The organism is Luteolibacter algae (genome assembly GCF_042683045.1).
GTDB lineage: Bacteria > Verrucomicrobiota > Verrucomicrobiia > Verrucomicrobiales > Akkermansiaceae > Luteolibacter > Luteolibacter algae.
Genome location: NZ_JBHUIT010000002.1, coordinates 600,697 through 620,823, shown reverse-complemented (window position 1 = coordinate 620,823; position 20,127 = coordinate 600,697). Strand labels below are relative to the sequence as shown.

Sequence of the window (20,127 nt, the reverse complement as noted above, 5' to 3'; positions counted from 1 at the left end):
CGACCAGATTACATATTTTTATCGTAAAAAGCGCCCTCCAATACCTCCAGCAAAGTTTCCAGCTTCAAGGGCTTTGCAAAATGGCGGTCGAAGCCTGATTTCCTGGATCGCAACTGGTCGTTTTCCTGCGCATAACCTGAGATCGCGATCAAGAGGGCGCTTTCGAACTCTTGCCTGCCACGTAAAATCTCGGCCAGCTCGTAACCGTCGATTCCCGGCAGACCTAAATCCAGGAGGAAAACCTCTGGCTGGAATTCCCCAGCCATCTCCAAGGCGCTTTCTCCATCGTGGGCGATTCTTACCTCGAATCCCCTCATTTCCAGGATTCTAGCCAAGCCATGGGCTGCATCTTCCAAATCATCGACAACCATCACCCTCCGCTGGTTTGCCGGGGCGGCTTCCCGCGGAGCTTCCACTTCCGGCGGAGAAGGCTCGGCATGCTCGTTGAATGGGAGACAGAAGGTGAATTTACTGCCTTTTCCCATACCTTCACTTTCCGCAAAGATCCTGCCGTGGTGGAGATCAACCAGGGATTTCACAACGGTAAGACCAATGCCAAGCCCTCCCTGGGAGCGGTCAAGCGTCGTCTCAGCCTGCCGGAAAAGATCAAAAATCTGGGGTAAAAGATCGGATCCCACACCGACGCCATTGTCCTCGACGCTTGTGACGACCTCACCATCAATCAATTGGGAGCGTAGAATAATCCGACCTCCCTGGGGGGTGTATTTCACGGCATTACTCAATAGATTTCCGATGATCTGTTCCAGTCTCGCCTCGTCTCCCAGGACCATCAGGGGAGTGTCCCGCACCTCAATGACAAATTCGTGCCCGTGATGGATCACCTGCGGGCGTATCACTTCCACGCATGACTGCAGAACTTCGCGCAGATCCACATCACTGAGCCTCAGATCTATCCGGCCGCGGGTGATTCGCGCAACGTCGAGCAAATCATTTACCATGTAATTAAGCTGGAGACTCTGGCGATCGATCACCTCCGCCGCCCACTTGCAGGATCTTTCGTCATCCTTGGATTCGCGTCCTATCAGGATCGCATGCCGGATCGCAGCCAGAGGATTCCGCAGCTCGTGGCCGAGCATGGCCAGGAATTCATCCTTCCTCTGGGCAGCTTCATGCAAACGAGCCTCGGCATTACGCCTCTCCGTGACATCCGTCACCAGTGCCACAAGTTCATTCCCACCTTCTGTGTCTCCAGCGAGGCGGGAAACGAATTTCCTCACCCAAACCACCTGCCCGTCCTTGCGGATATAGCGGTTCTCAATTTCGAAGTTATCGATCTCGCCTCTACCTAATCTTGTGACCGCAATATAGTTTTCCTCATGATCCTCGGGATAAACCAATGTCGAAAAACAGCGCCCCACGAGTTCCTCCTCGGAGTAACCGATCAGTAGGCTGTAGGCGGGATTGCAGCGTTGGATCTTGCCAGCTTGGTTGGAGATCACGATCCCTGTCGCCGCATATTCAAAGACCTGGCGGAATCTCTCCTCACTGGCGGCGATGGATTCCGCAGCATTTTTTTCAGCGGTGATGTCCAATGCAGCCATCATTGAGCCTGCCGGGATACGGGTCCCGGATTCCATCCTGAAGTAAACTTGTTTCCGCACCCGCAACCATCTTACTCCGCCATCAGGCAAAATGATCCGGTGCTCGATGGCGCAGCCTCCGTCCCCGGTGGGATCCAGGCATTTTTCAATCTCATGGAGCACCTCATCCCTGTCATCCGGATGTAAATTTTCGTAGATTTTGTGACGGGGAATTTCCACCGCATCATCACCCAGTGCATACATCTTCGCCGCCTCTGCAGACAACTTTGCAAGGCCCGTGCTGTAATTGACCTCGGAAAGCGCCAGCCCGGCAACCTGGACTCCAAGCGCCAGACGTTCCTCGCTCTGACGAAGATTTTCCCGCGCGAGCTTCCGTGCTGTGACTTCTGTGGAAGTCCCGATAATCTCCAGCAGTTTTCCTTTTCGATTTCTGGTAAAAGGTGTGTCGTGGCTCTGGAACCATCTCCATGTGCCGTCTCTATGCTTCAGGCGGTAGTCGATATCCAGCCGCTCGCCATCGGCAGCCAAAGCAAGCCTTTTGTAATGCGCGCTAAACAACGGCCCGTCTTCCGGATGTAGAATATCACTGAGGAAATCCGGCCCCATTTCGTGCACCTCCTGATCGGAGTATCCCAGCGCTTTGCCGATCGGCCGGTTTGCCCAGACACTGCGCCGCGTTTCCAGATTGAAGACGTAAAGCACGCTCGGCATTACAGAAGTCATCCGCTCAATGAACAATCTCTGGGTTTCCAGCTCGGTCTGCGCTTTCACACGGTCACTGACATCCTCAATGGAGGCGATATAAACCGAGGCCTCTCCATTATCATCCCACAGGAGAGAGACGGAGATATTCACCCACACATAGGTTCCATCCTTCCGGATATAGCGCTTTTCCAAGGTATAGGTATCCAGCTCTTTTCTCAAAAGCTTCTGGGAAAGGACGATATCCTCCTCCAGATCATCCGGGTGGGTAATTTCCGCAAAGGTCATTTCCCTGAGCTCCGCTTTGGAATAGCCCGTGATCTCACATACGCTGTCGTTCATGCGCAGCCAGCGGCCGTCAACGCCTACGTGGGCCATCCCGATAGCGATTTTCTCAAAGGTCTCCCGGAAACGTTCTTCGCTGAGCCGGAGCTCTGTCTTGGCCTGCATCAGCGCAGTGATTTCACGACCTTCCGGGACGATGTAGATCACATTCCCTTGCTCATCCTGAATCGGTGAGAACGAAAGATCGAAATACTCCCGCTTTCCATCCGGCGTGATGATCTCGGATGCAAACTCGACGAACTCACCTTTGGCCGCGCGTTGGATCGCGGAGTGGACGAGCTCCGGCGCTCCATCCGTGAACTCGAACCATACCGCTTCCCAGAACGGCTTTCCGATAACCTCCTCACTCTTGCTTCCGGCAAACGAAAGCAAAGCCCTGTTCGCCTCCAAAACAATCCCGTCCGGCCGCAAAAGTCCCATGTATTCATGGGTGCCATCATAGATCGCACGGAGTTTGGACTCGGATTTCCGCAGGCCCGCCTCTCCTTTGCGGCGCTCGCTGATATCATTTCCTGAAGGAATCAAATGGGTGATTTCTCCATTTTCATTTCGCAAGGGAGATAGCTGGAAATCGATCCAAAGCATTTCTCCATTTTTTATCTGCACCGGAACATCGTAGCGCACAAGCTCACCCTTGAGCGCCCTCTCGCAGGATTCCTTCAGCCGTTCCTGCATCTCTTCCGAGTAGTTCCACCAGTAGCAATCCCAGAATTTTTTTCCGATCACCTCTTCAGGGCTGAGACCTGCAACACTCAGCGGAGCTTCGTTTGCCTCGATGAGAGTCCCATCCGGTAGCAAAACCCCTACGAAGGCGAAAAGACTATCCAGCACTTGCTTCAGGAAGCGTCTATCCTCCACCAGTTCACTCTGGGCCTTCAGACTGTCTCCGCTGCTGACATAACGCTCCACCGCATTGCCGATGGTGGAAACCAGCGCCCCTCCATTCATCCACTCCAGGCCGATCGTGTCCTGAGCTCCGGCCCGGATGTATCTCACCGGCTCTCCGGAGCCTTGACTGGTCAGAACCACTACCGGGCAAACTGGCCCATCGCCTGTGCAATAAAGCGCGGCGAGTAGCTCGAAAGCATCCATATCAGGAAGATTTTCCCCCAAAAGCACACAACAGGGCTTCCCGACGCGGGTATTTCCCAGCATCTTCATGGCTGCCTCACCGGAGTCCACCTCGGTAAGCGTATATTGATAATCCCCTTGGACAGCGTTCAGCGTGCTCCGCACGGCATCGCGCGTTCCCTCACTCCCATCCACCAATAAGATTCCGATCGGCGTTTTCAAAATGCTCCGTTGAGTTTGCGGCCCACCCAGAATAATCCGAGCAAACCAGTGACAATGATAATCGTGAGCCAATGGGACCACAGCGGAATCCGGTTCTCAAGCGGCCGGGGCTCCGGCAATGCATTGATATCGCGGATCAGATCCGGCAATTGATCCGGTGAGATACTCCGTCCCCGCGAGACTCTCGAGATCTCCTCCAGCACATCAGGCCGCGCCGGCTGGCCGGTTTTCTCGATATCCACGCCCTGGGCCAGAAGGATCGTATCTGTCGGAAAATCCTCCGCCCCCGCTACCGTCGCCCTAAGCTTCCACTCGCCCGGCAGGCCCACCCGGAACCTTCCGGTATAGGTTCCCCATTCCGATTCATTTTTCTGAAGCTCGATCCGCTGGCTCCTGCCCTCCGGGCCGGTGATATCCACTGAGAGAATTCCGCTTTCAAGCGGTGCTCCATTCGCATCAAAAGCGTTTGCGCTGAGAGTGACCATTTCTCCCGGTTCAGGCCTTTCCGGAGTGAAGAAGAGGCGAACCCGCTGACCGGAAGCCATATTCCGCTGATAGCTCATCCATCGGGCAACCTGCCCCCAAAACCGGTAATGATATAGATCTTCCACTCCCCTGCGCCAGCGCCACGCGGAATCGATTCCCATAAAAAGCACTTTTCCACTGCCTGCCGCCTTCGTCACCAGCAAGGGCACTGGCCCATATGGTCCCCGGCGGTTTCCATGGACAGCCAGGACTTCCGTCCCGCCCTTTGCGCGGATCACCGGCGCGTGCCAGAAAAATCCGGGGAGCCGACGCCATATTTCGGGATTTTCCTCCTCGGAATCGCCCAGCATCGTCAGCAGGGAAGCACGCCCTTCCGTGGTGAGATTCAGCGGAGTTGCCAGCGCTTCGGGGAAGCCTTGTTTGTTTTTTTCATCCATCACCACCGGCATCAGATCCGAAAGGTCGCTATCCAGGAGTGTCATTTGATTGCCCTGGGATCCCGGCAGAAAGACCACACCAGCTGCTTGATTCTCCACCAGACCTCTGATCTGCGTGCATTGCTCCGCGGTAAGCTGATCCGGTCCCACTCCTACATCCCCGAGAAAGACCACGTCATATTTTGAAAGTTCCTCGAGATTTTTCGGAAATTCCTGAATGTAGTTTAGCCCCTCCGCAGGCCCTAGCTCCGGCCTCAGCAACAAGCAGGAAAGTTGCACCCCAGGATCCCTGGAAAGCGCATTCCTAAGGAAGCGGTATTCCCACCGCGGTAGGGTATCTACAATCAATACCCGGATTTTTTCGGGTCTGCCGGCAATGGTAAATTTGTGGGCATTATTTGCGGAGACCAGCTCGCCGTCTTCCACCGGAAGAGAAAGTTCCAAGGTTGAGGAACCCTCCTTTTCCAAACGCCAGAGAATTGAGTCGTAGGTCTCGGAGTTTGGCGACAAGACGACGTTCTTCGAGCGCTCCCGACCGGATTCATCCCTCAGGCGGACGATCGTTCTTACCTGCCGATCCAGCGATGAACGTATCGTAAATGGAATCTGCACGTTTTCTCCGATGATCCCGTAAGTCGGCGCACTTACTGCCAGAAGATCCAGATCCGGCAAACGCGTCTCGCTACCTATTGGGATGGTAAAGATCGGCACCTCCCGCAAACGGTATTTCTGGGCTACTCCCACGGGCGGCTCCCCGAGATTGAAATCTCCGTCCCCCAGCATCACCACAGCGCGCAGATTACTCCCGTCTTCCAATAATTCCCCGAGCGGGGCACTCATATCCGTTCCGCTCAGGCCCTCCTCCGGCGGACTGGCAAACGCGGTGGAAACAAGATCATTCGCACCATCCGAGCGCAACGGCGTCCAAAGCTCGGAAGCCAGAGCCTTTTTCACCCACTCCTCGCGGGAGACAATCTCGCCCGCTTTGCCGTTCTCCGAAAGCGCATCCGGGAGCGAGGCATCCAGCGTCTGCATGGATTTGGAATCGTCCCAAAGTATCGCTATCCTCGGTTTCGTCGTCGGATTGACCACTGTCCTCCACTCCGGCTGCCACAATAGAATTACCACAAATGCCGCGATTGAAAATCTCAGAAGCTCCAGACCCGCGGTCCTTCGTGGATGCGGACTGCGCCGCCATGACAAAAAGCAAAGAAACGCCACAATCAGCAGAGCAAAAATGCCCAGCCATAAAGTGACAGGAGACGGATTGAGATGAAGCAAAAGTATCGGTGGGCAGAAGTTGGATATTAGCTAACCGATACATGGCTGCAGAGCAAGAGGCGATGAATCTCCAATTTCCCGCTCTTGACCGCGCCACAGCTACGTTTAGCCTCACACCACTCATGGCAGGTTTCTTCAAAAAGCTTTTCAACCAGATCACAAACCAAGCGGAAGTCGATTGGGACGAGCTGGAGGCAAATCTCATCGCGGCAGATCTCGGAGCGAAACTCAGCACAGGAATTGTAGATGAACTCTACGATCTGGGCCGTGAAATCTCCGCCAAGGATGTGGTGGATGTCACCCGGAAAAGGCTGTCCGGAATTCTACCGGAAGACAGCCCTGCGCCCGCTCCCCGCGCAAACGGCAAACCGACAGTCATTCTTGTCGTCGGCGTGAATGGCACGGGTAAGACCACTTCCTCCGCAAAACTCGGTATGTGGCTGAAAAACCGCGGGCATTCCGTCACACTCGCCGCCGCCGATACCTTCCGGGCCGCGGCGGTGGAACAACTCCAACGCTGGGGCGACCGCCTCGGCATCCCTGTCGTAACCGGCAAGCCGAACTCGGATCCTTCATCCGTTTGTTTCAAAGCGCACGAACAGGCCATCGCCAACCAAACCGAGTTTCTCATTTGCGATACCGCCGGCCGCATACATACCCGCCACAATCTGATGGAAGAGCTTGGTAAAATCCGCCGCACCATCGCCAAGCAGGATGATTCCGCACCTCATCTCACACTTCTCGTCGTAGATGCCTCAACTGGTTCCAATGCCCTCAACCAAGCGAAAGAATTTCATAAAGCCAGCCCGCTTGATGGCCTTATCATCACCAAGCTCGATGGTTCCGGCAAAGGCGGGATCGCCTTCACGATTTACGATCAATTGAAAATCACCCCGCATTTCATCGGCACCGGCGAGGAACCCGCGGAATTTTCGATTTTCGAGAAAGAACGCTTCGTCTCTGAAGTGCTGTAATCCGCTACCGGCGTCTTCCTTGCCCAATCCCTTTGCAAAAAATCCCCAGTCCAATGCTCAAACCACTTTTCGCTCTTCTAGCACTTTTCGCACTCTCTCCACTCCATGCCAGTCCGGCGGAGGCTGAGCGAATTCAGCGAAGCTTTGAGCTCACTGCGGATACCTGGGCACTGAAATACAAACTGGCAACCAGTGAGGAGGAAAAGCAAGCCCTGCTGGCAAGCCAACCGGATCGCTCTATTGCAGCGGCTGAGCTATGGAGGAACACCGTACCCTCCCTGAAAGAGGAATGGTCGATCCCTTTTGCCGCATATTTTCTCGATCTAACCGACAATCTTACGATCACTGATGCCAATGAGAATGTTCAGCAAGCCTTCAGCGCTGAACGGCAGCGAGTTATCGACTCATTCGCCCAGAACCATTTGAACAAACCCGGGATCGCCCCCTTCTGCATCGCCTTGGCGGATACCGGGAATCCACAGGCACTTTCGATCCTTGAAAAAATCGCCGCCCAAAATCCGGACGAAGCGACGCAGGGGGTTGCAGCACTTGGTGCGGCAATGATCATGAAGACACTCGGCGACGAGCCGGAAGTCATGAAAAAAAGGCTAGGCTATCTGCGCAAGGCCATCATCCAGTCATCTGACCAAAAAGTCGCGGACCGCAGCATCGCGGATATCGTCTCGGATGAATTGTATGTCATCCGTTACTTATCCAAAGGACGCATCGCTCCGGACTTCACCGGCACCGATGTTGCGGGCCGCACGGTGAAACTATCGGATTCCAGAGGCAAAATTACCGTTCTGCTCTTCTGGGATGCCTCCACGCAAGACACCGATAAAATCATCCAGCTTACGAATCGTCTGGTGGAAAAGCATGCGGACAATCCTGTCAAAGTGCTCGGAATCACCCCCGAATCGTTGGCCCGCATCCGCGAGCTGCAAGCGGATGGATCCATCAAATGGGACAACATCATCGATCCTGCGGAAACCCTCTCGAAGAACTACAAAATCGCAATCCGTCCAGCGGTTTTTATCATCAATGCCGAGGGAAAGATCGAATACACGGGACTTCCAGGCTCCTTTGTGGATCTCACACTTGATGCTCTGCTTTCCGGAAACTGAGGGATGGATCCCCGGTTTTACTTAGCCTGGTCCCACGCCATCCTCCATTGAACCGCACCCGTGTCATCTTTCTGAAAATCTTTAAATGCCTGCTGGCAATATGGATTTTCGGCCTCATTTGGTTCAACGGCCCCATCGCCGGCCACAACCTCTGGAATCCCTTGCTGGCAATCCTGTGGCTGATCGCTTTGATCCTAGTCATTTCCAAACTTCCAGCCGGGAAAGCCATGATGAGTGGCCAGCTTGCCTTTTTCGTTTTGCCCGTTGCGGTTTTCAGCCTGATAAGACCGAGCAACCATCGCGATTGGCAGGTTTCGAGCTCGCGGACGCCCTATGCAACACTCACCGGAAATCTGGTGACGGTTCACGAGATCCGTAGTTTTGATTACGACGCAGATGGGAATGAAATTCCTCATTGGTCCACCCGCACCTATAATCTCGAAAACCTCGTGGCCATGGATGTTTTCATGACCCACTGGAAGTCCGATTATGCTGGGCACCCCTTGTTCAGCTTCGATTTCGGTGCCGAAGGCCATCTGGCATTTTCCATCGAAGCCCGTTTGGAAAAGGACGAGAGTTACCAGCTCCTCTCCGGTCTCTACCGCCGCTACGAGCTCATTTACATCGCTTGCGAGGAATCGGATGCCGTTCGGGCCCGCTCCCACTACAGGGACAACGAATCCGTCCATATTTACCGCACCATTGCCAGCCCGCAACAGGCACGCGCACGGTTCATGGAATTCGTGCGCACGATGAATCAGTTGCGCGAAAAACCCCGCTTCTACAATATACTAACTTCGAACTGCACCACGGCCGTCCGCTCGCAGATGGACGGGGGCTTTCCCATGGATTGGCGAATTATCGCAAATGGAAAGCTCGATGAACTACTGTATGAACGGAATATCCTGGAGACGGCCGGATTGTCATTCGCGCAGCTGAAAGAACGCAGTTATCTTGATCCGCTGGTCATTGGAAACCCAGGCAAGGAGCGATATTCCAGCCGGATCCGTGATGGCCGCCCCGGTTTTTGATGCCGGAGTTTTCAAGATTCCAGGCACAAAGAAAAGGCGGTCCATTACAGACCACCTTTCCAAACCTTGAAAAACTATGAAAACAGAAGCAGGAAAATTATTTAACGCCTTTCTTTGAGAGACGTGTTCCCTTGGTAGCACCTTGGCGAGCCTTGAATTTAGGATTCGACTTGCAGATGACATAGTTTGTGCCTTTGCGGCTGACAACTTGGCAATCAGCGTGACGGCGTTTGGCGGAGGCAAGGGAAGAAAGAACTCTCATGGCGGAAATTGGTTGAAAATTGGATCGCTACCAACCTGGTGGCGGGGCGCGGAATCTACGGTTTGCACGGAATTTGTAAAGCCACTTTTCACTATAGCCTCCATTTTTTTAAAAAAGGTGTCCAAATCCACTCCCTTGCTCCACAACTTGTGCGTTTTAATTCCGTGCCAGCGGCCACAGGATCGCTATAAGCTAGCGTCATGCCGTTCAGCAACTTCGGGCTCGAGGAAAAAATCCTGAGAGCCATCAAAAAAGTAGGTTACACCCAGCCCACACTTGTCCAAATCGCCGCCATCCCGAAAGTGATGGCAGGCAACGATGTCATCGCCATCGCCCAGACAGGGACAGGTAAAACCGCAGCCTTCGTTTTACCTATTCTGAACCGGCTTTCCGAGGTGGCGAAAGGGGGCAAAATCCCGGGGACGAGGGTGATGATCCTGGCTCCGACCCGGGAGCTGGCGATCCAGATCGTGGACAACATCGAGTCCTATGGACGCCATCTCGCCATTCGTGTCGCAGCCATTTATGGCGGAGTGGATGAGATCTCGCAGATCAAGGCACTCCGAAAAGGAGTCCATATCGTTGTCGCCACACCGGGCCGCCTGATCGATATCATCGAACGTCATAAAATCGATTTGAGTGCCATCCAGACACTGGTGCTTGATGAGGCGGACAGGATGCTGCACATGGGCTTCCTGCCCGATATCGAAACGATTATCGAGACACTACCCCGCCGGAGACAGACGCTAATGTTCTCCGCCACATTTCCAAAAGAAGTCGAATCTCTTGCCAAACGCTTCCAGCATCAACCGAAGACCGTCCAGATTGGCAAACGTTCGGAAGCTGCGGACACGGTCGATCAAAGCGTCTACGAAGTGCCTCCCCATCTCAAATCAGCGCTGCTTATCGAGCTATTGAAAGACCCGAGATTCGAGAGAGTTCTGGTATTTGTGCGCATGAAGGATGGCGCGAACCGATTGACGGATATTCTCAAATCCGCGCGGGTGAATGTCGCAAAGCTTCACTCCAGCCGAACGCAGGAACAGCGGGAAAAGGCGCTGCAGAATTTCAAGGATGGCAAAACGCAGGTGCTCGTGGCCACCGATATCGTGGCCCGCGGTATCGACATTGATGGAGTCACCCATGTGATCAACTACGATTTCCCCGTCAATCCGGAGGACTACATCCACAGGATCGGGCGCACAGGCCGCGCCGAACATGCGGGTGAAGCGCTGAGTTTTGTCCCGAAAGGGGACCTCAATCTACTGGGAATGACTGAGTTACACATCGGCCAGAGATTAGCGCGCAAACGCCTCCGCGGATTCGACCACTTCGCTAAAACTCCCGCCAAGGATGCGAACATGCAGCCCGCCAAAAAGGACTGGCGCAAACGGACCCGGGAGATGGAAGCCAAGAAGTCCGCCAAAAACCTTCCGCACAAAAAGCCCACCGGAGGTAGAACCACACGGTCCGCGCCAAAGAAAAGCGCCTCCCGGAGGAAGAAACCATAGAATGTGGCGCATAAAAGAAGGGCATACGATTCAACGCATGCCCCTTTTATCGAACAGTTTTCCAAGCAGCCACTGGCTTGGACCAAGGGGTTATTTCTTTTTGATTTTTCCGTCGCGTTCGACGCGTTTCACTTGGCGGGAAACGCCTCCGCTTTCCACAACGGTGAAAACCCCGTCGGCACGTTTTGCCAGATCCAGCATGTGGCTCGCGGCTTTCGGTTCCATAAGGGCCACGGTATTGATGACGATGTTTTTCTTCTTTGCTTCGCCACCCAGCTCCCGTGTCAGTTTTTCCATATCCCTTCCGTTCATCAATCCATCGGTCATAAAGAAAATGATCTGAGGCGGCGGTTCCATCGCCATCGCCATTTTTAACGGATTTTCCCAATCGGTGCCATAGCTCAGCGGAGTGCTTTGGATGATTTCCAGGGATTCCTTGATCGCTTTTGCGCTATATCTCAGCCAGCTGGCTTTTTCGACGGATCTTTTGGGTGTCCATTCGCACGCACCGGCGCCTTCCCAATCGTAATCCCTGCCACGTGGCGTTGTGACCACTCCGGTCCCTTCACCTGTATCCTTGCTCAGGCGTTTTACCTTCACCTTATCCCCCGCCACCCATGCCGGTCCCGAAAAGAAGATCATTGCAAACTGGGAGCCGGGGGCCAGCCCCTCGACGGATTTACTCAGTTCAGCTCTCATCAATTGTTCACGCTCTCCATGCATTGAGCCGGAATAGTCGATCACGTAGGCAATGCGTTCCGCGCTAACCTCCTGATTGAAAAAGGTGGCACCGCCTCCTCCGGAAGTCCCGAATTCAGTGCCTTCACCCTAGCCGGTGCCAAATTCCATCGCATCTCCAAAATCCACGGATTGCGTGTCTTCAAATGAATCGACAGTCGGGATCGCAGTCGCGGCGGAAGAGCTGGAAGTAATGACCTTGGACGCGGCGGAAGAGGGGGCCGTAGGCTTGCGTTGGATCACGTTTTGGACCTTTTCCGTAACCTTTTCCGATTCCTCAATCGCTGCCGCCTTATAGGTGACGATCGTAGGAGTTTCCTTGATCAGATTCGGAAGGAGAAAAATCCCGAGGATGAGTGCGACTCCGACGATTACCAAGACAGAAGTGGTGATGGAAATAAGGGTCGAAATCCGTTTCTGACGGATCAGTTTTTGTTTAGCTTCCTCGCTAATCTCTACGTGAATACTCATGTCTTAGGTTTTTTGTGCTTCTGCATCAACGTGGTGCAAAAACGATTTCTTAGGTCTTTATGAAGCCATTACGCATCGAAATACCTGCTTTGGGACAATCCCTGGAAAATAAGACATCACGAGTCCGCCAAACATCAGCGGAAGACACAAAAAAAGGTATGCGAAAATCTTCCGCATACCTCTGGGGTTGATCGTGACTTTCTGACTTTCAGATCTTATTTCGTCTTCAAAGTGCCGTCCCGCTCGACTTTTGTAACTTCCCGAGAAACTCCACCGCTTTCAACAATGGTAAAGACTCCGTTGGTCCTTTTGGCCAAGTCATACATGTGAACTGCGGCTTTTGGTTCCATTAGTGCCACTGTATTGACCGTGATGCCCCGTTTCTTGGCATCGCCTCCCAGGTCACGGGTCAATTTTTCCATATCGCGCCCGCTCATCAAACCGTCTGTCATGAAAAAGATAATCTGCGGAGGCGGCTCCAGGGCGATTGCCATTTTGAGAGGATTTTCCCAGTCTGTTCCATAACTCAAGGGCGTGCTCTGGATCACTTCCAGCGTTTCCTTGATCGATTTTGCACTATACTTGATCCAATCCGCCTTCTCCACGGATCTCTTCGGTGCCCATTCCGAGATGGTTTTCCCTTCCCAATCATAATCCCTGCCGCTTGGAGTCGTCACGACGGCTTCACCACCAGCGCCGCCTTTATCCTTGTCCTTCTCGTTACGTTTTACCTTTACCTTATCGCCGGCGACCCATGCGGGGCCGGAAAAGAAAATAAGCGAGAACTGCGAGCCAGGAGCCAATCCCTGGACAGATTTGGTGAGCTCGGCTCTCATCAGGCTATCGCGCTCACCATGCATCGAAGCCGAATAGTCGATGACATATGCGATGCGCTCGGCACTTACTTCCTGATTGAAGAAAGTCGCACCGCCACCGCCGGAGGTGCCGAATTCCGTGCCTTCCCCCCAACCTGTTCCAAATTCCATGGCATCGCCAAAATCGACAGACTGGGTGTCTTCAAAGGAATCCACCGTCGGGATCGCCGTGGCAGCTGGTGAGCTGGAAGTGATTACTTTGGAAGTTGCGGATGAAGGAGCCGTTGGCTTCCTCTGGATCACGTTTTGGACCTTTTCTGTAACATTCTCGGTCTCTTCAATCGCAGCCGATTTATAGGTAACAATCGTGGAAGCTTCCTTTACCAAATTCGGCAACAGGAAAATGCCTAGAATCAGGGCAACCCCGACAATGACCAGAACCGAAGTGGCCATCGAAATGATGGTCGAAATCCGTTTCTGTTGGATCAGCTTCTTTTTAGCTTCCTCGCTAATTTCTACGTGAATACTCATGGATTGATTGCTCCGCTTGGATTGATGCAGGTTTTAAATCTTCGATGTGATTGATCGGTTCCTTGGATGAGGTTGGGCGGGAATTTGCTACTCTCGTTAACAATCCACAACCACATATTTACAAATCTAGCGCATCATCCCGAAAATTCAATCGAAGGTAGTTTGCCCTGCTCTTGTCCCGCTTGCGGTCAGTAACGCTAAACTATCATCAGAAATTTCGGAATGGCCTTTCCACCACTTTATATGGCCGAAATTCTCGGCGCAGTGATCTTATCGCACCTACAGGATTTCCACGCACACGGCCTCCCGAAAAAATCATATCGAGGCATAGGCCTGGACTGAATCACAGGTGCACACGAGGTTTCTGTCTCCGTGGACATTGTCGATCCTTGAAACCGATGGCCAGAACTTGTGATTGCGCAAATATGGCAGGGGAAAGGCCGCTTGCTCTCGGGAGTAACCGTGTGACCACTCATTGGCACAAAGCACACCGCTGGTGTGGGGAGCATTCTTCAGTGGATTGTCCACTCGATCCATCTCACCTCCGATGACTGCGGAAATTTCTCCATGTATGGAAATCATCGCATCGCAGAACCGATCAAGCTCCGCCTTGGATTCGGATTCGGTAGGTTCGATCATGAGAGTGCCGGCTACCGGCCAGGACATCGTCGGGGAGTGGAAGCCATAATCCATGAGCCTTTTGGCGATATCCTCCACGGTGATACCGGATTGGTCCGAGAGTGCGCGGCAATCGATAATACATTCGTGTGCGACCAAACCAGTCTTACCGGTATACAGAATCGGGAAAAAATCGCCCAACCGTTTGGCAATGTAGTTGGCATTCAAAATGGCAATCTCTGTTGCATTTTTCAGCCCCGCCGCTCCCATCATTGCGATATACATCCATGAGATTGTATTGATCGAGGCACTCCCATAAGCCGCCGAGCAGACAGCATGGGTCTTGTCTTCCATGGAAAAATGACCGGGAAGAAACTCCACCAGCTGCTCGGCCACTCCGATGGGCCCTACCCCGGGGCCACCACCACCGTGGGGAATGCAGAAAGTCTTATGTAGATTAAGATGGCAGACATCGGCACCGATCAGGCCGGGAGAAGTCAGGCCGACCTGGGCGTTCATATTCGCCCCATCCATATAGACCTGCCCACCGGCTTCATGAATGATCTCCGTAATCTCACCGATCGTTTCTTCAAAAACTCCGTGAGTGGACGGATACGTGATCATCAGGGCGGAGAGCTTGTCACGGTGCTTCTCAGTCAGAGCAATGAGATCAGCCATATCGACATTGCCTCTTTCATCGCATTTCACACCGATGACTTTCATGCCAACCATCACCGCAGATGCGGGATTGGTCCCATGGGCGGAAACCGGTATCAGGCAAACATCCCGGTCACCTTCGCCGCGGGATTCATGGTAGCGTTTGATCGCCAATAGGCCTGCATATTCTCCTTGCGAGCCAGCGTTCGGCTGCAGGGAAACCGCCGCAAATCCTGTGATTTCCGCAAGCCAGTTCTCCAGCTGGGTCAGCATTTCAAGGTAGCCTTTTGTCTGAGATGCTGGGGCGAACGGGTGGATTGTGGAAACTTCCGGCCAGCTCAGGGGGAGCATTTCAGAAGTTGCGTTAAGCTTCATCGTGCACGAACCAAGCGCGATCATCGATTCATTCAGAGCGAGATCCTTCGACTCCAGGCGCTTGATATAGCGCAACATTTCCGTTTCAGAATGATACGAGTTGAAAACCGGTGCGGTAAGGAAGCCCGAGGTGCGCTGCAGGGATTCGTTCCATTCATTTCCGGATATCGCCTGATCTGCGGAAGGAATCTCAAAAAGCCTGCAAAGCGACCAGATATCGGCATTCGCCACCGTTTCATCCAAGGATATCCCCACATGCGATCCATCAATAAAACGTAGATTGAAGCCATGCTCCGGTGCCGCTGCCACCAATTCCTCCGCTCTTTCTGTTTTGACGACGATGGTATCGAAAAATGCCCCGTCTTCGACCGCATAGCCGCCGGAAACTAGAGCTGCCTTCAGCCTGCGTGCCTGGGAATGGATTTTTCCTGCAATTGCCTTCAATCCCTCCGGGCCATGATAAACCGCATACATGGATGCCATCACCGCGAGCAAGACCTGCGCGGTGCAAATGTTGGATGTTGCCTTGTCACGACGGATATGCTGCTCACGGGTCTGAAGCGCCAGCCGGTAAGCCGGGCGACCTTCGGCATCCACGGACACGCCAATCAGGCGACCGGGCATCTTGCGCTTCAGCGCATCCTTGCAGGACATGAAACCAGCATGCGGGCCTCCGAACCCTAGAGGCACTCCGAAACGTTGGGAGGAGCCGACACAGATATCCGCTCCGAACTCACCTGGTGATTTCAGCAGAGTCAGCGCAAGGAGATCCGCAGCACAGATGGTCACTGCCCCGGCGGCTTTACACGTATCGAAAAACGCGGAGAAATCATCAATCCGCCCGCGGGTATCCGGATACTGTACGATCACAGCGAAAAGTCCATCGACGGAGGCAGGATCGAATTCCTCCCAATCCCCGACAACTACCTGGAGCCCGAGTGGCTCCGAGCGGGTTTTGACCACATCAATGGTCTGCGGATGACAGCGATCAGAGATGAAAATGGACTTTCCCTTCGGCTTCCCTGAAAGAGCGAGAGTGACAGCCTCCGCAGCTGCAGTCCCCTCATCCAGCAGTGATGCATTGGAGACATCCAGGCCCGTGAGATCGGTAACCAATGTCTGGAAGTTCAGCAATGCTTCCAGGCGGCCTTGGGCGATTTCCGCCTGATAAGGCGTGTAAGCGGTATACCAGCCGGGATTTTCCAGGACATTCCGGAGAATCACCCCTGGAGTGAGCGTGCCATAGTAACCTTGTCCGATAAACGACTTGAGAACGGTATTCTGGCTCATCCAGGCACGGAGCCATGCGAGCGCTTCGTTCTCCGATAAAGGCTCAGGAAGATCCATATCGCCGGACATGCGGATCCCTGCCGGCACCGCCTCGGCAATCAGCGCGTCCAGTGCGCCATGGCCCACTAATTTCAGCATCTCAGTTTGATCGGATACGGATGGACCGATGTGGCGGGGCAGGAAAGAGGAAGTAGCAGCCATGGTTACGGCTTTGCTAATGACGTAGGAATGCCCCCGCTGCAACCTTAGATGTTCTGCATTTTCTGCAAAAACTGCGGAGGTTCAGTTTGACCGCAGACATTTCCACACGACTTTGGGATATGTCTGAAAATAAAAATCTCATTGCCGAAGATGCTATCGCCAAACTCCAGGAGCTGGTGAAAAACGCACCTACATGTATGTTCTCCACAGGATTGGGGAAAGCCCCGTTCCATGTGTGCCCGATGCAGGTCCAGGAAGCCGATTACGAAGGCCGCCTTTGGTTCTTCAGTGGAGCGGACAGCACCCACAATGCCCAGATCACCGCGGATTCCCGGGTTCAGCTCATCTTTGCGAACAATCCCGATATGGAATTTCTCACAGTCTACGGGACCGCCAGCATCTCCCATGATCGCGCCCAGATCGACAGACTTTGGAATCGAATGGTCGAGGCCTGGTTCCCGGAAGGAAAAGACGATCCGAATATCAGTCTGATTTGTGTCCAGCCAGCCCTCGCCCATTATTGGGACACGGAGGACGGAAAACTGATCACGATGGCAAAGATCCTCACCAGAGCCGCGACCGGCGCCGATATCGAGACCGGTGTGGAAGGCGATCTCAATGTCTGATCCAGGCCTTTTTAAAGCTGGCTGTAGGGCATCGAAAAAGTATCACCATCTTCGATTTTGCCGCTCTGCAGCCCTTTTTTAAACCACCGCATTCTTTGCTCCGATGAACCGTGGGTGAAAGAATGCGGAACCACTTTTCCTTGCTGTTTCTTCTGGATCGCATCATCGCCGATCGCGTTCGCGGCACGCATGGCTTCCTCTATGTCCTCGCGGTCGACCCGTAAGTCATCCATGGAATGATGAGCCCACACACCGGCAAGAAAATCCGCCTGAAGCTCCAGTCTCACCGAATATTGGTTGTAATCCGGCTTCCCGCGCATCGCCGCCACCTTTCCGGAGGTTCCTAGAAGATTCTGCACATGGTGACCCACTTCATGGGCGATCACATAAGCCTGGGCAAAGTCACCCGGGGCCTGAAAGGTTCGCGCGAGCTCATCATAAAAACTCAAATCGATATAGATTTTATCATCGCCGGGGCAGTAGAACGGCCCCATCGCCGCATTGCCGGTTCCACACGCCGTTCGCGTTTGCCCGCTATAAACCTGAAGTCCGGGCTCCTTGTAAGTCCTACCGATCCGGGAAAATTCCTGTGCCCAAACAATTTCCGTCTGTTTTAGGACAACTCCGACAAAAGCATATCGCTCCTGCTCAGCAGCACTGTAACTCGCCGATGAGCTAGCAACTGGCGCACCTCCCATCAGACTGTTCAGATCCACAATTCCCATCTTCCACAAAAGTAGAAAGGCGCCACCTGCCACGAGGATTCCTTTGATCCCGAATTTTCGTCCGATCAGGGAGATCAACCCCATCCCTATCCCGCCACGACCGCCGCCCATACCGGCCCGGCCCGCCCCCCGTGCATCCTCAACGTTCGTGCTCCCGCTTCGACCTTTCCATTCCATAAAACAGAATTATCCGCAATTCGCCCACTGCGCAAGATGTCTGAGCCGACCCTCGGGAAAAAACTCACCTCAGCTCCACGGAGGATTTTGCCAGCGCCTGCGCTAATTTGTAGCCCTTCGCATCCGCATCGCTTCCCATTTCGGAAAAAAGCGTCCGGCAGCGGGTTATTCCACGGCTGGCTATATACTTGGCGGTATCCAGCGATTGCTCATCGCCTAGCGAGTGGGCCCGGGAAATCGAAAGCGAAATTGCCAAGAGCTCCGCGCCAATATCCACAATCCGGGCAAGCAACAACTGTTGGCGATCGAGTTTCGGGCCGTAGCGGGCCATGGAGTGCAGAATTGTCCGGGCGAGCTTCCGGCTATATGAGGAAACTTTCCGCAAATGTCCTGTCAGCTCCGCATTGAGATCATGAGGGATGCCGGAACTCAGCGGCAGCCAGCGCTTGGGATACCAGCCGGAATAAAACAGCCCGGCCGACAGCGCCGTCTGCAGACGCTCGGGAATTTCTTTCCGGGTATCAAGCGCTGCCGCCCCCCGGCGCAAATGCGGATCCAGCACCTCGCGCGCGATGAACAAGTGCATAATTTCCGTCGAGCCTTCGAAAATCGTGTTAATCCGGGAGTCTCGCATCAAGCGCTCGATAGGATCCGGTGTTTCTCCGCGATTCCGTAGAGAATCGGCCGTTTCATAACCACGCCCCCCTTTGATCTGCATCGTCGAATCCGCACCACGCCAACCTGCCTCCGTGCCCCAGAGTTTTGCAAGAGCGGCCTCCAGACGGATATCAGAGGAATGATCCACATCGACCAATGCAGAAGTATAAAGAACCAGAGACTCGGTGGCGAATTTGTCCGCAGCCAGATCGGCCAGCTTTGCAGCGATCGCAGCATGTTTGGAAATTTCCTGTCCCCATTGCACCCGTTCACCAGACCACTTCAGGGCCATCTCCAGACAACGATCCAGCAGGCCAACACAAGCGGCAGGAAGGGTAAGCCTCCCCGTATTCAAGGTCGTCAATGCGACCTTCAACCCCTTTCCGGGTGCTGAAACCACATTTTCCACAGGGACCCTCACATCCGTGAAACGAACCACTCCGTTATAAAGCGCTTTCAGCCCCATGAAATGGCAGCGGGTCACGATTTCAACGCCCGGCTGATCCATCTCTACGATGAAAGCCGTAGTCGCATGGGGCTTTTCCGGAGTCGAAGTCCGCGCCATGACGATCAGCGCAAAGGCTTTGAGGGAATTTGTGCACCAAAGCTTTTCCCCATTCAAAACGTAGTGACTTCCGTCTGCCGAGAGAATCGCCTCCGTGGCCATGCGGGCGGGATCCGATCCCACCTCCTTCTCCGTCAGCGCGAATGCGGAAACCCCTCCTTGAGCGCATCGCGGTAGATACTTTTCCTTCTGCGCATCTGTCCCGAAGACCAACAACGGCTGAGGCAATCCAATCGATTGATGGGCAGAAAGAAGCGCGGTGAGATTCCCACAATGCCCCCCGAGAACCATCGCCGCCCGCGAGTAATTTGTCTGGGACAATCCCAGGCCCTGATACTTCTCCGGGATTTTGATACCGAACGCCCCGAGCTCCGCCAGCCCTTTGAAAACCGAATCCGGAATCTCACCATCACGATCTATCGCGTCCGGATCCGTCTTCTCATCTAGAAAATCCCGTAGTTTTTCCAAAAACGCATCACCCTGTTCTCTGTCCTCGGCAGGCTGGGTAGGGAACGGGAAGACGATGGAAAAATCCGGAGCGCCATCAAAAAGTGAGGCCGCAAAACCAGACAACTCGCGCATATCACGCGAGGACTCCGCCAGCTCCAGGGCGGCGCGCTGACCTTCTGACATTTTGCTGGTATCAATCATTGAGTCGGACATGGCTTCAGGT

General features: G+C 53.9%; 14 protein-coding genes. 5 read left to right on the top strand and 9 right to left on the bottom strand.

Annotated elements, in window-relative coordinates:
• Nucleotides 1-8 precede the first annotated feature (8 nt).
• On the bottom strand, nucleotides 9-3,902 hold the full coding sequence (locus tag ACFSSA_RS03860; protein ID WP_386818482.1) for a PAS domain S-box protein: 3,894 nt from the start codon (nucleotides 3,900-3,902) through the stop codon (nucleotides 9-11).
• Nucleotides 3,899-5,953, bottom strand: coding sequence for a hypothetical protein (locus tag ACFSSA_RS03855; RefSeq protein ID WP_386818480.1), 2,055 nt, complete (start codon nucleotides 5,951-5,953; stop codon nucleotides 3,899-3,901). Before ACFSSA_RS03855 ends, ACFSSA_RS03860 begins: the two co-directional genes overlap by 4 nt.
• Before the next feature lie 194 nt (nucleotides 5,954-6,147).
• On the opposite strand from ACFSSA_RS03855, the gene ftsY reads away from it, so the two are divergent.
• Genes ftsY through ACFSSA_RS03840 form a run of 3 tightly spaced genes read left to right on the top strand, consistent with a single transcriptional unit; the run spans nucleotide 6,148 to nucleotide 9,235 of the window.
• The gene (ftsY, locus tag ACFSSA_RS03850) at nucleotides 6,148-7,080 is read left to right on the top strand and encodes a signal recognition particle-docking protein FtsY (RefSeq protein ID WP_386818478.1); all 933 of its coding nucleotides are present in this window, start codon (nucleotides 6,148-6,150) and stop codon (nucleotides 7,078-7,080) included.
• A gap of 53 nt (nucleotides 7,081-7,133) precedes the next feature.
• Nucleotides 7,134-8,204 (top strand): peroxiredoxin family protein, encoded by a 1,071-nt coding sequence (locus ACFSSA_RS03845; RefSeq protein WP_386818476.1) that lies wholly within the window; start codon nucleotides 7,134-7,136, stop codon nucleotides 8,202-8,204.
• A gap of 47 nt (nucleotides 8,205-8,251) precedes the next feature.
• Entirely contained in the window at nucleotides 8,252-9,235 is a 984-nt protein-coding gene (locus tag ACFSSA_RS03840; protein ID WP_386818474.1) for a lipoprotein N-acyltransferase Lnb domain-containing protein, read from the top strand.
• A gap of 97 nt (nucleotides 9,236-9,332) precedes the next feature.
• Here the strand turns inward: ACFSSA_RS03840 and ykgO are convergent, their stop codons facing one another.
• Entirely contained in the window at nucleotides 9,333-9,497 is a 165-nt protein-coding gene (gene ykgO, locus ACFSSA_RS03835; protein WP_386818472.1) for a type B 50S ribosomal protein L36, read from the bottom strand.
• A gap of 200 nt (nucleotides 9,498-9,697) precedes the next feature.
• On the opposite strand from ykgO, the gene ACFSSA_RS03830 reads away from it, so the two are divergent.
• Nucleotides 9,698-11,008, top strand: coding sequence for a DEAD/DEAH box helicase (locus tag ACFSSA_RS03830; RefSeq protein ID WP_386818470.1), 1,311 nt, complete (start codon nucleotides 9,698-9,700; stop codon nucleotides 11,006-11,008).
• Nucleotides 11,009-11,098: 90 nt separating this feature from the next.
• Here the strand turns inward: ACFSSA_RS03830 and ACFSSA_RS03825 are convergent, their stop codons facing one another.
• From ACFSSA_RS03825 to gcvP, 4 genes are all read right to left on the bottom strand, one after another.
• Nucleotides 11,099-11,752, bottom strand: coding sequence for a vWA domain-containing protein (locus ACFSSA_RS03825; RefSeq protein ID WP_386818468.1), 654 nt, complete (start codon nucleotides 11,750-11,752; stop codon nucleotides 11,099-11,101).
• Between the two features lie 84 nt (nucleotides 11,753-11,836).
• Nucleotides 11,837-12,217 carry a hypothetical protein gene (locus tag ACFSSA_RS03820; protein WP_386818466.1) on the bottom strand — a complete coding sequence of 127 codons (381 nt, stop codon included), beginning with the start codon at nucleotides 12,215-12,217 and terminating at the stop codon, nucleotides 11,837-11,839.
• A gap of 215 nt (nucleotides 12,218-12,432) precedes the next feature.
• Complete coding sequence (locus tag ACFSSA_RS03815) at nucleotides 12,433-13,563, bottom strand: vWA domain-containing protein (protein ID WP_386818465.1); 1,131 nt, start codon at nucleotides 13,561-13,563, stop codon at nucleotides 12,433-12,435.
• 315 nt (nucleotides 13,564-13,878) lie between these two features.
• Nucleotides 13,879-16,704 carry an aminomethyl-transferring glycine dehydrogenase gene (gene gcvP, locus ACFSSA_RS03810; protein WP_386818463.1) on the bottom strand — a complete coding sequence of 942 codons (2,826 nt, stop codon included), beginning with the start codon at nucleotides 16,702-16,704 and terminating at the stop codon, nucleotides 13,879-13,881.
• A gap of 119 nt (nucleotides 16,705-16,823) precedes the next feature.
• Here gcvP and ACFSSA_RS03805 point away from each other — a divergent pair, with 119 nt between their 5' ends.
• Complete coding sequence (locus ACFSSA_RS03805) at nucleotides 16,824-17,330, top strand: pyridoxamine 5'-phosphate oxidase family protein (RefSeq protein WP_386818461.1); 507 nt, start codon at nucleotides 16,824-16,826, stop codon at nucleotides 17,328-17,330.
• Between the two features lie 11 nt (nucleotides 17,331-17,341).
• Here ACFSSA_RS03805 and ypfJ read toward each other — a convergent pair whose 3' ends face one another.
• Nucleotides 17,342-18,232, bottom strand: a complete 891-nt coding sequence (gene ypfJ, locus ACFSSA_RS03800) for a KPN_02809 family neutral zinc metallopeptidase (protein WP_386818459.1) — start codon at nucleotides 18,230-18,232, stop codon at nucleotides 17,342-17,344.
• Between the two features lie 64 nt (nucleotides 18,233-18,296).
• Nucleotides 18,297-20,117, bottom strand: coding sequence for an acyl-CoA dehydrogenase family protein (locus ACFSSA_RS03795; RefSeq protein ID WP_386818457.1), 1,821 nt, complete (start codon nucleotides 20,115-20,117; stop codon nucleotides 18,297-18,299).
• Nucleotides 20,118-20,127: the final 10 nt, after the last annotated feature.

What these genes read in the sequence shown, in the direction of transcription:
- ACFSSA_RS03820 (WP_386818466.1), bottom strand. Translation starts at nt 12,217, where the DNA reads ATGAGTATTCACGTAGAGATTAGCGAGGAAGCTAAACAAAAACTGATC.
- ftsY (WP_386818478.1), top strand. Translation starts at nt 6,148, where the DNA reads ATGGCTGCAGAGCAAGAGGCGATGAATCTCCAATTTCCCGCTCTTGAC.
- ACFSSA_RS03845 (WP_386818476.1), top strand. Translation starts at nt 7,134, where the DNA reads ATGCTCAAACCACTTTTCGCTCTTCTAGCACTTTTCGCACTCTCTCCA.
- ACFSSA_RS03795 (WP_386818457.1), bottom strand. Translation starts at nt 20,117, where the DNA reads ATGTCCGACTCAATGATTGATACCAGCAAAATGTCAGAAGGTCAGCGC.
- ypfJ (WP_386818459.1), bottom strand. Translation starts at nt 18,232, where the DNA reads ATGGAATGGAAAGGTCGAAGCGGGAGCACGAACGTTGAGGATGCACGG.
- gcvP (WP_386818463.1), bottom strand. Translation starts at nt 16,704, where the DNA reads ATGGCTGCTACTTCCTCTTTCCTGCCCCGCCACATCGGTCCATCCGTA.
- ACFSSA_RS03805 (WP_386818461.1), top strand. Translation starts at nt 16,824, where the DNA reads ATGTCTGAAAATAAAAATCTCATTGCCGAAGATGCTATCGCCAAACTC.
- ykgO (WP_386818472.1), bottom strand. Translation starts at nt 9,497, where the DNA reads ATGAGAGTTCTTTCTTCCCTTGCCTCCGCCAAACGCCGTCACGCTGAT.
- ACFSSA_RS03815 (WP_386818465.1), bottom strand. Translation starts at nt 13,563, where the DNA reads ATGAGTATTCACGTAGAAATTAGCGAGGAAGCTAAAAAGAAGCTGATC.
- ACFSSA_RS03830 (WP_386818470.1), top strand. Translation starts at nt 9,698, where the DNA reads ATGCCGTTCAGCAACTTCGGGCTCGAGGAAAAAATCCTGAGAGCCATC.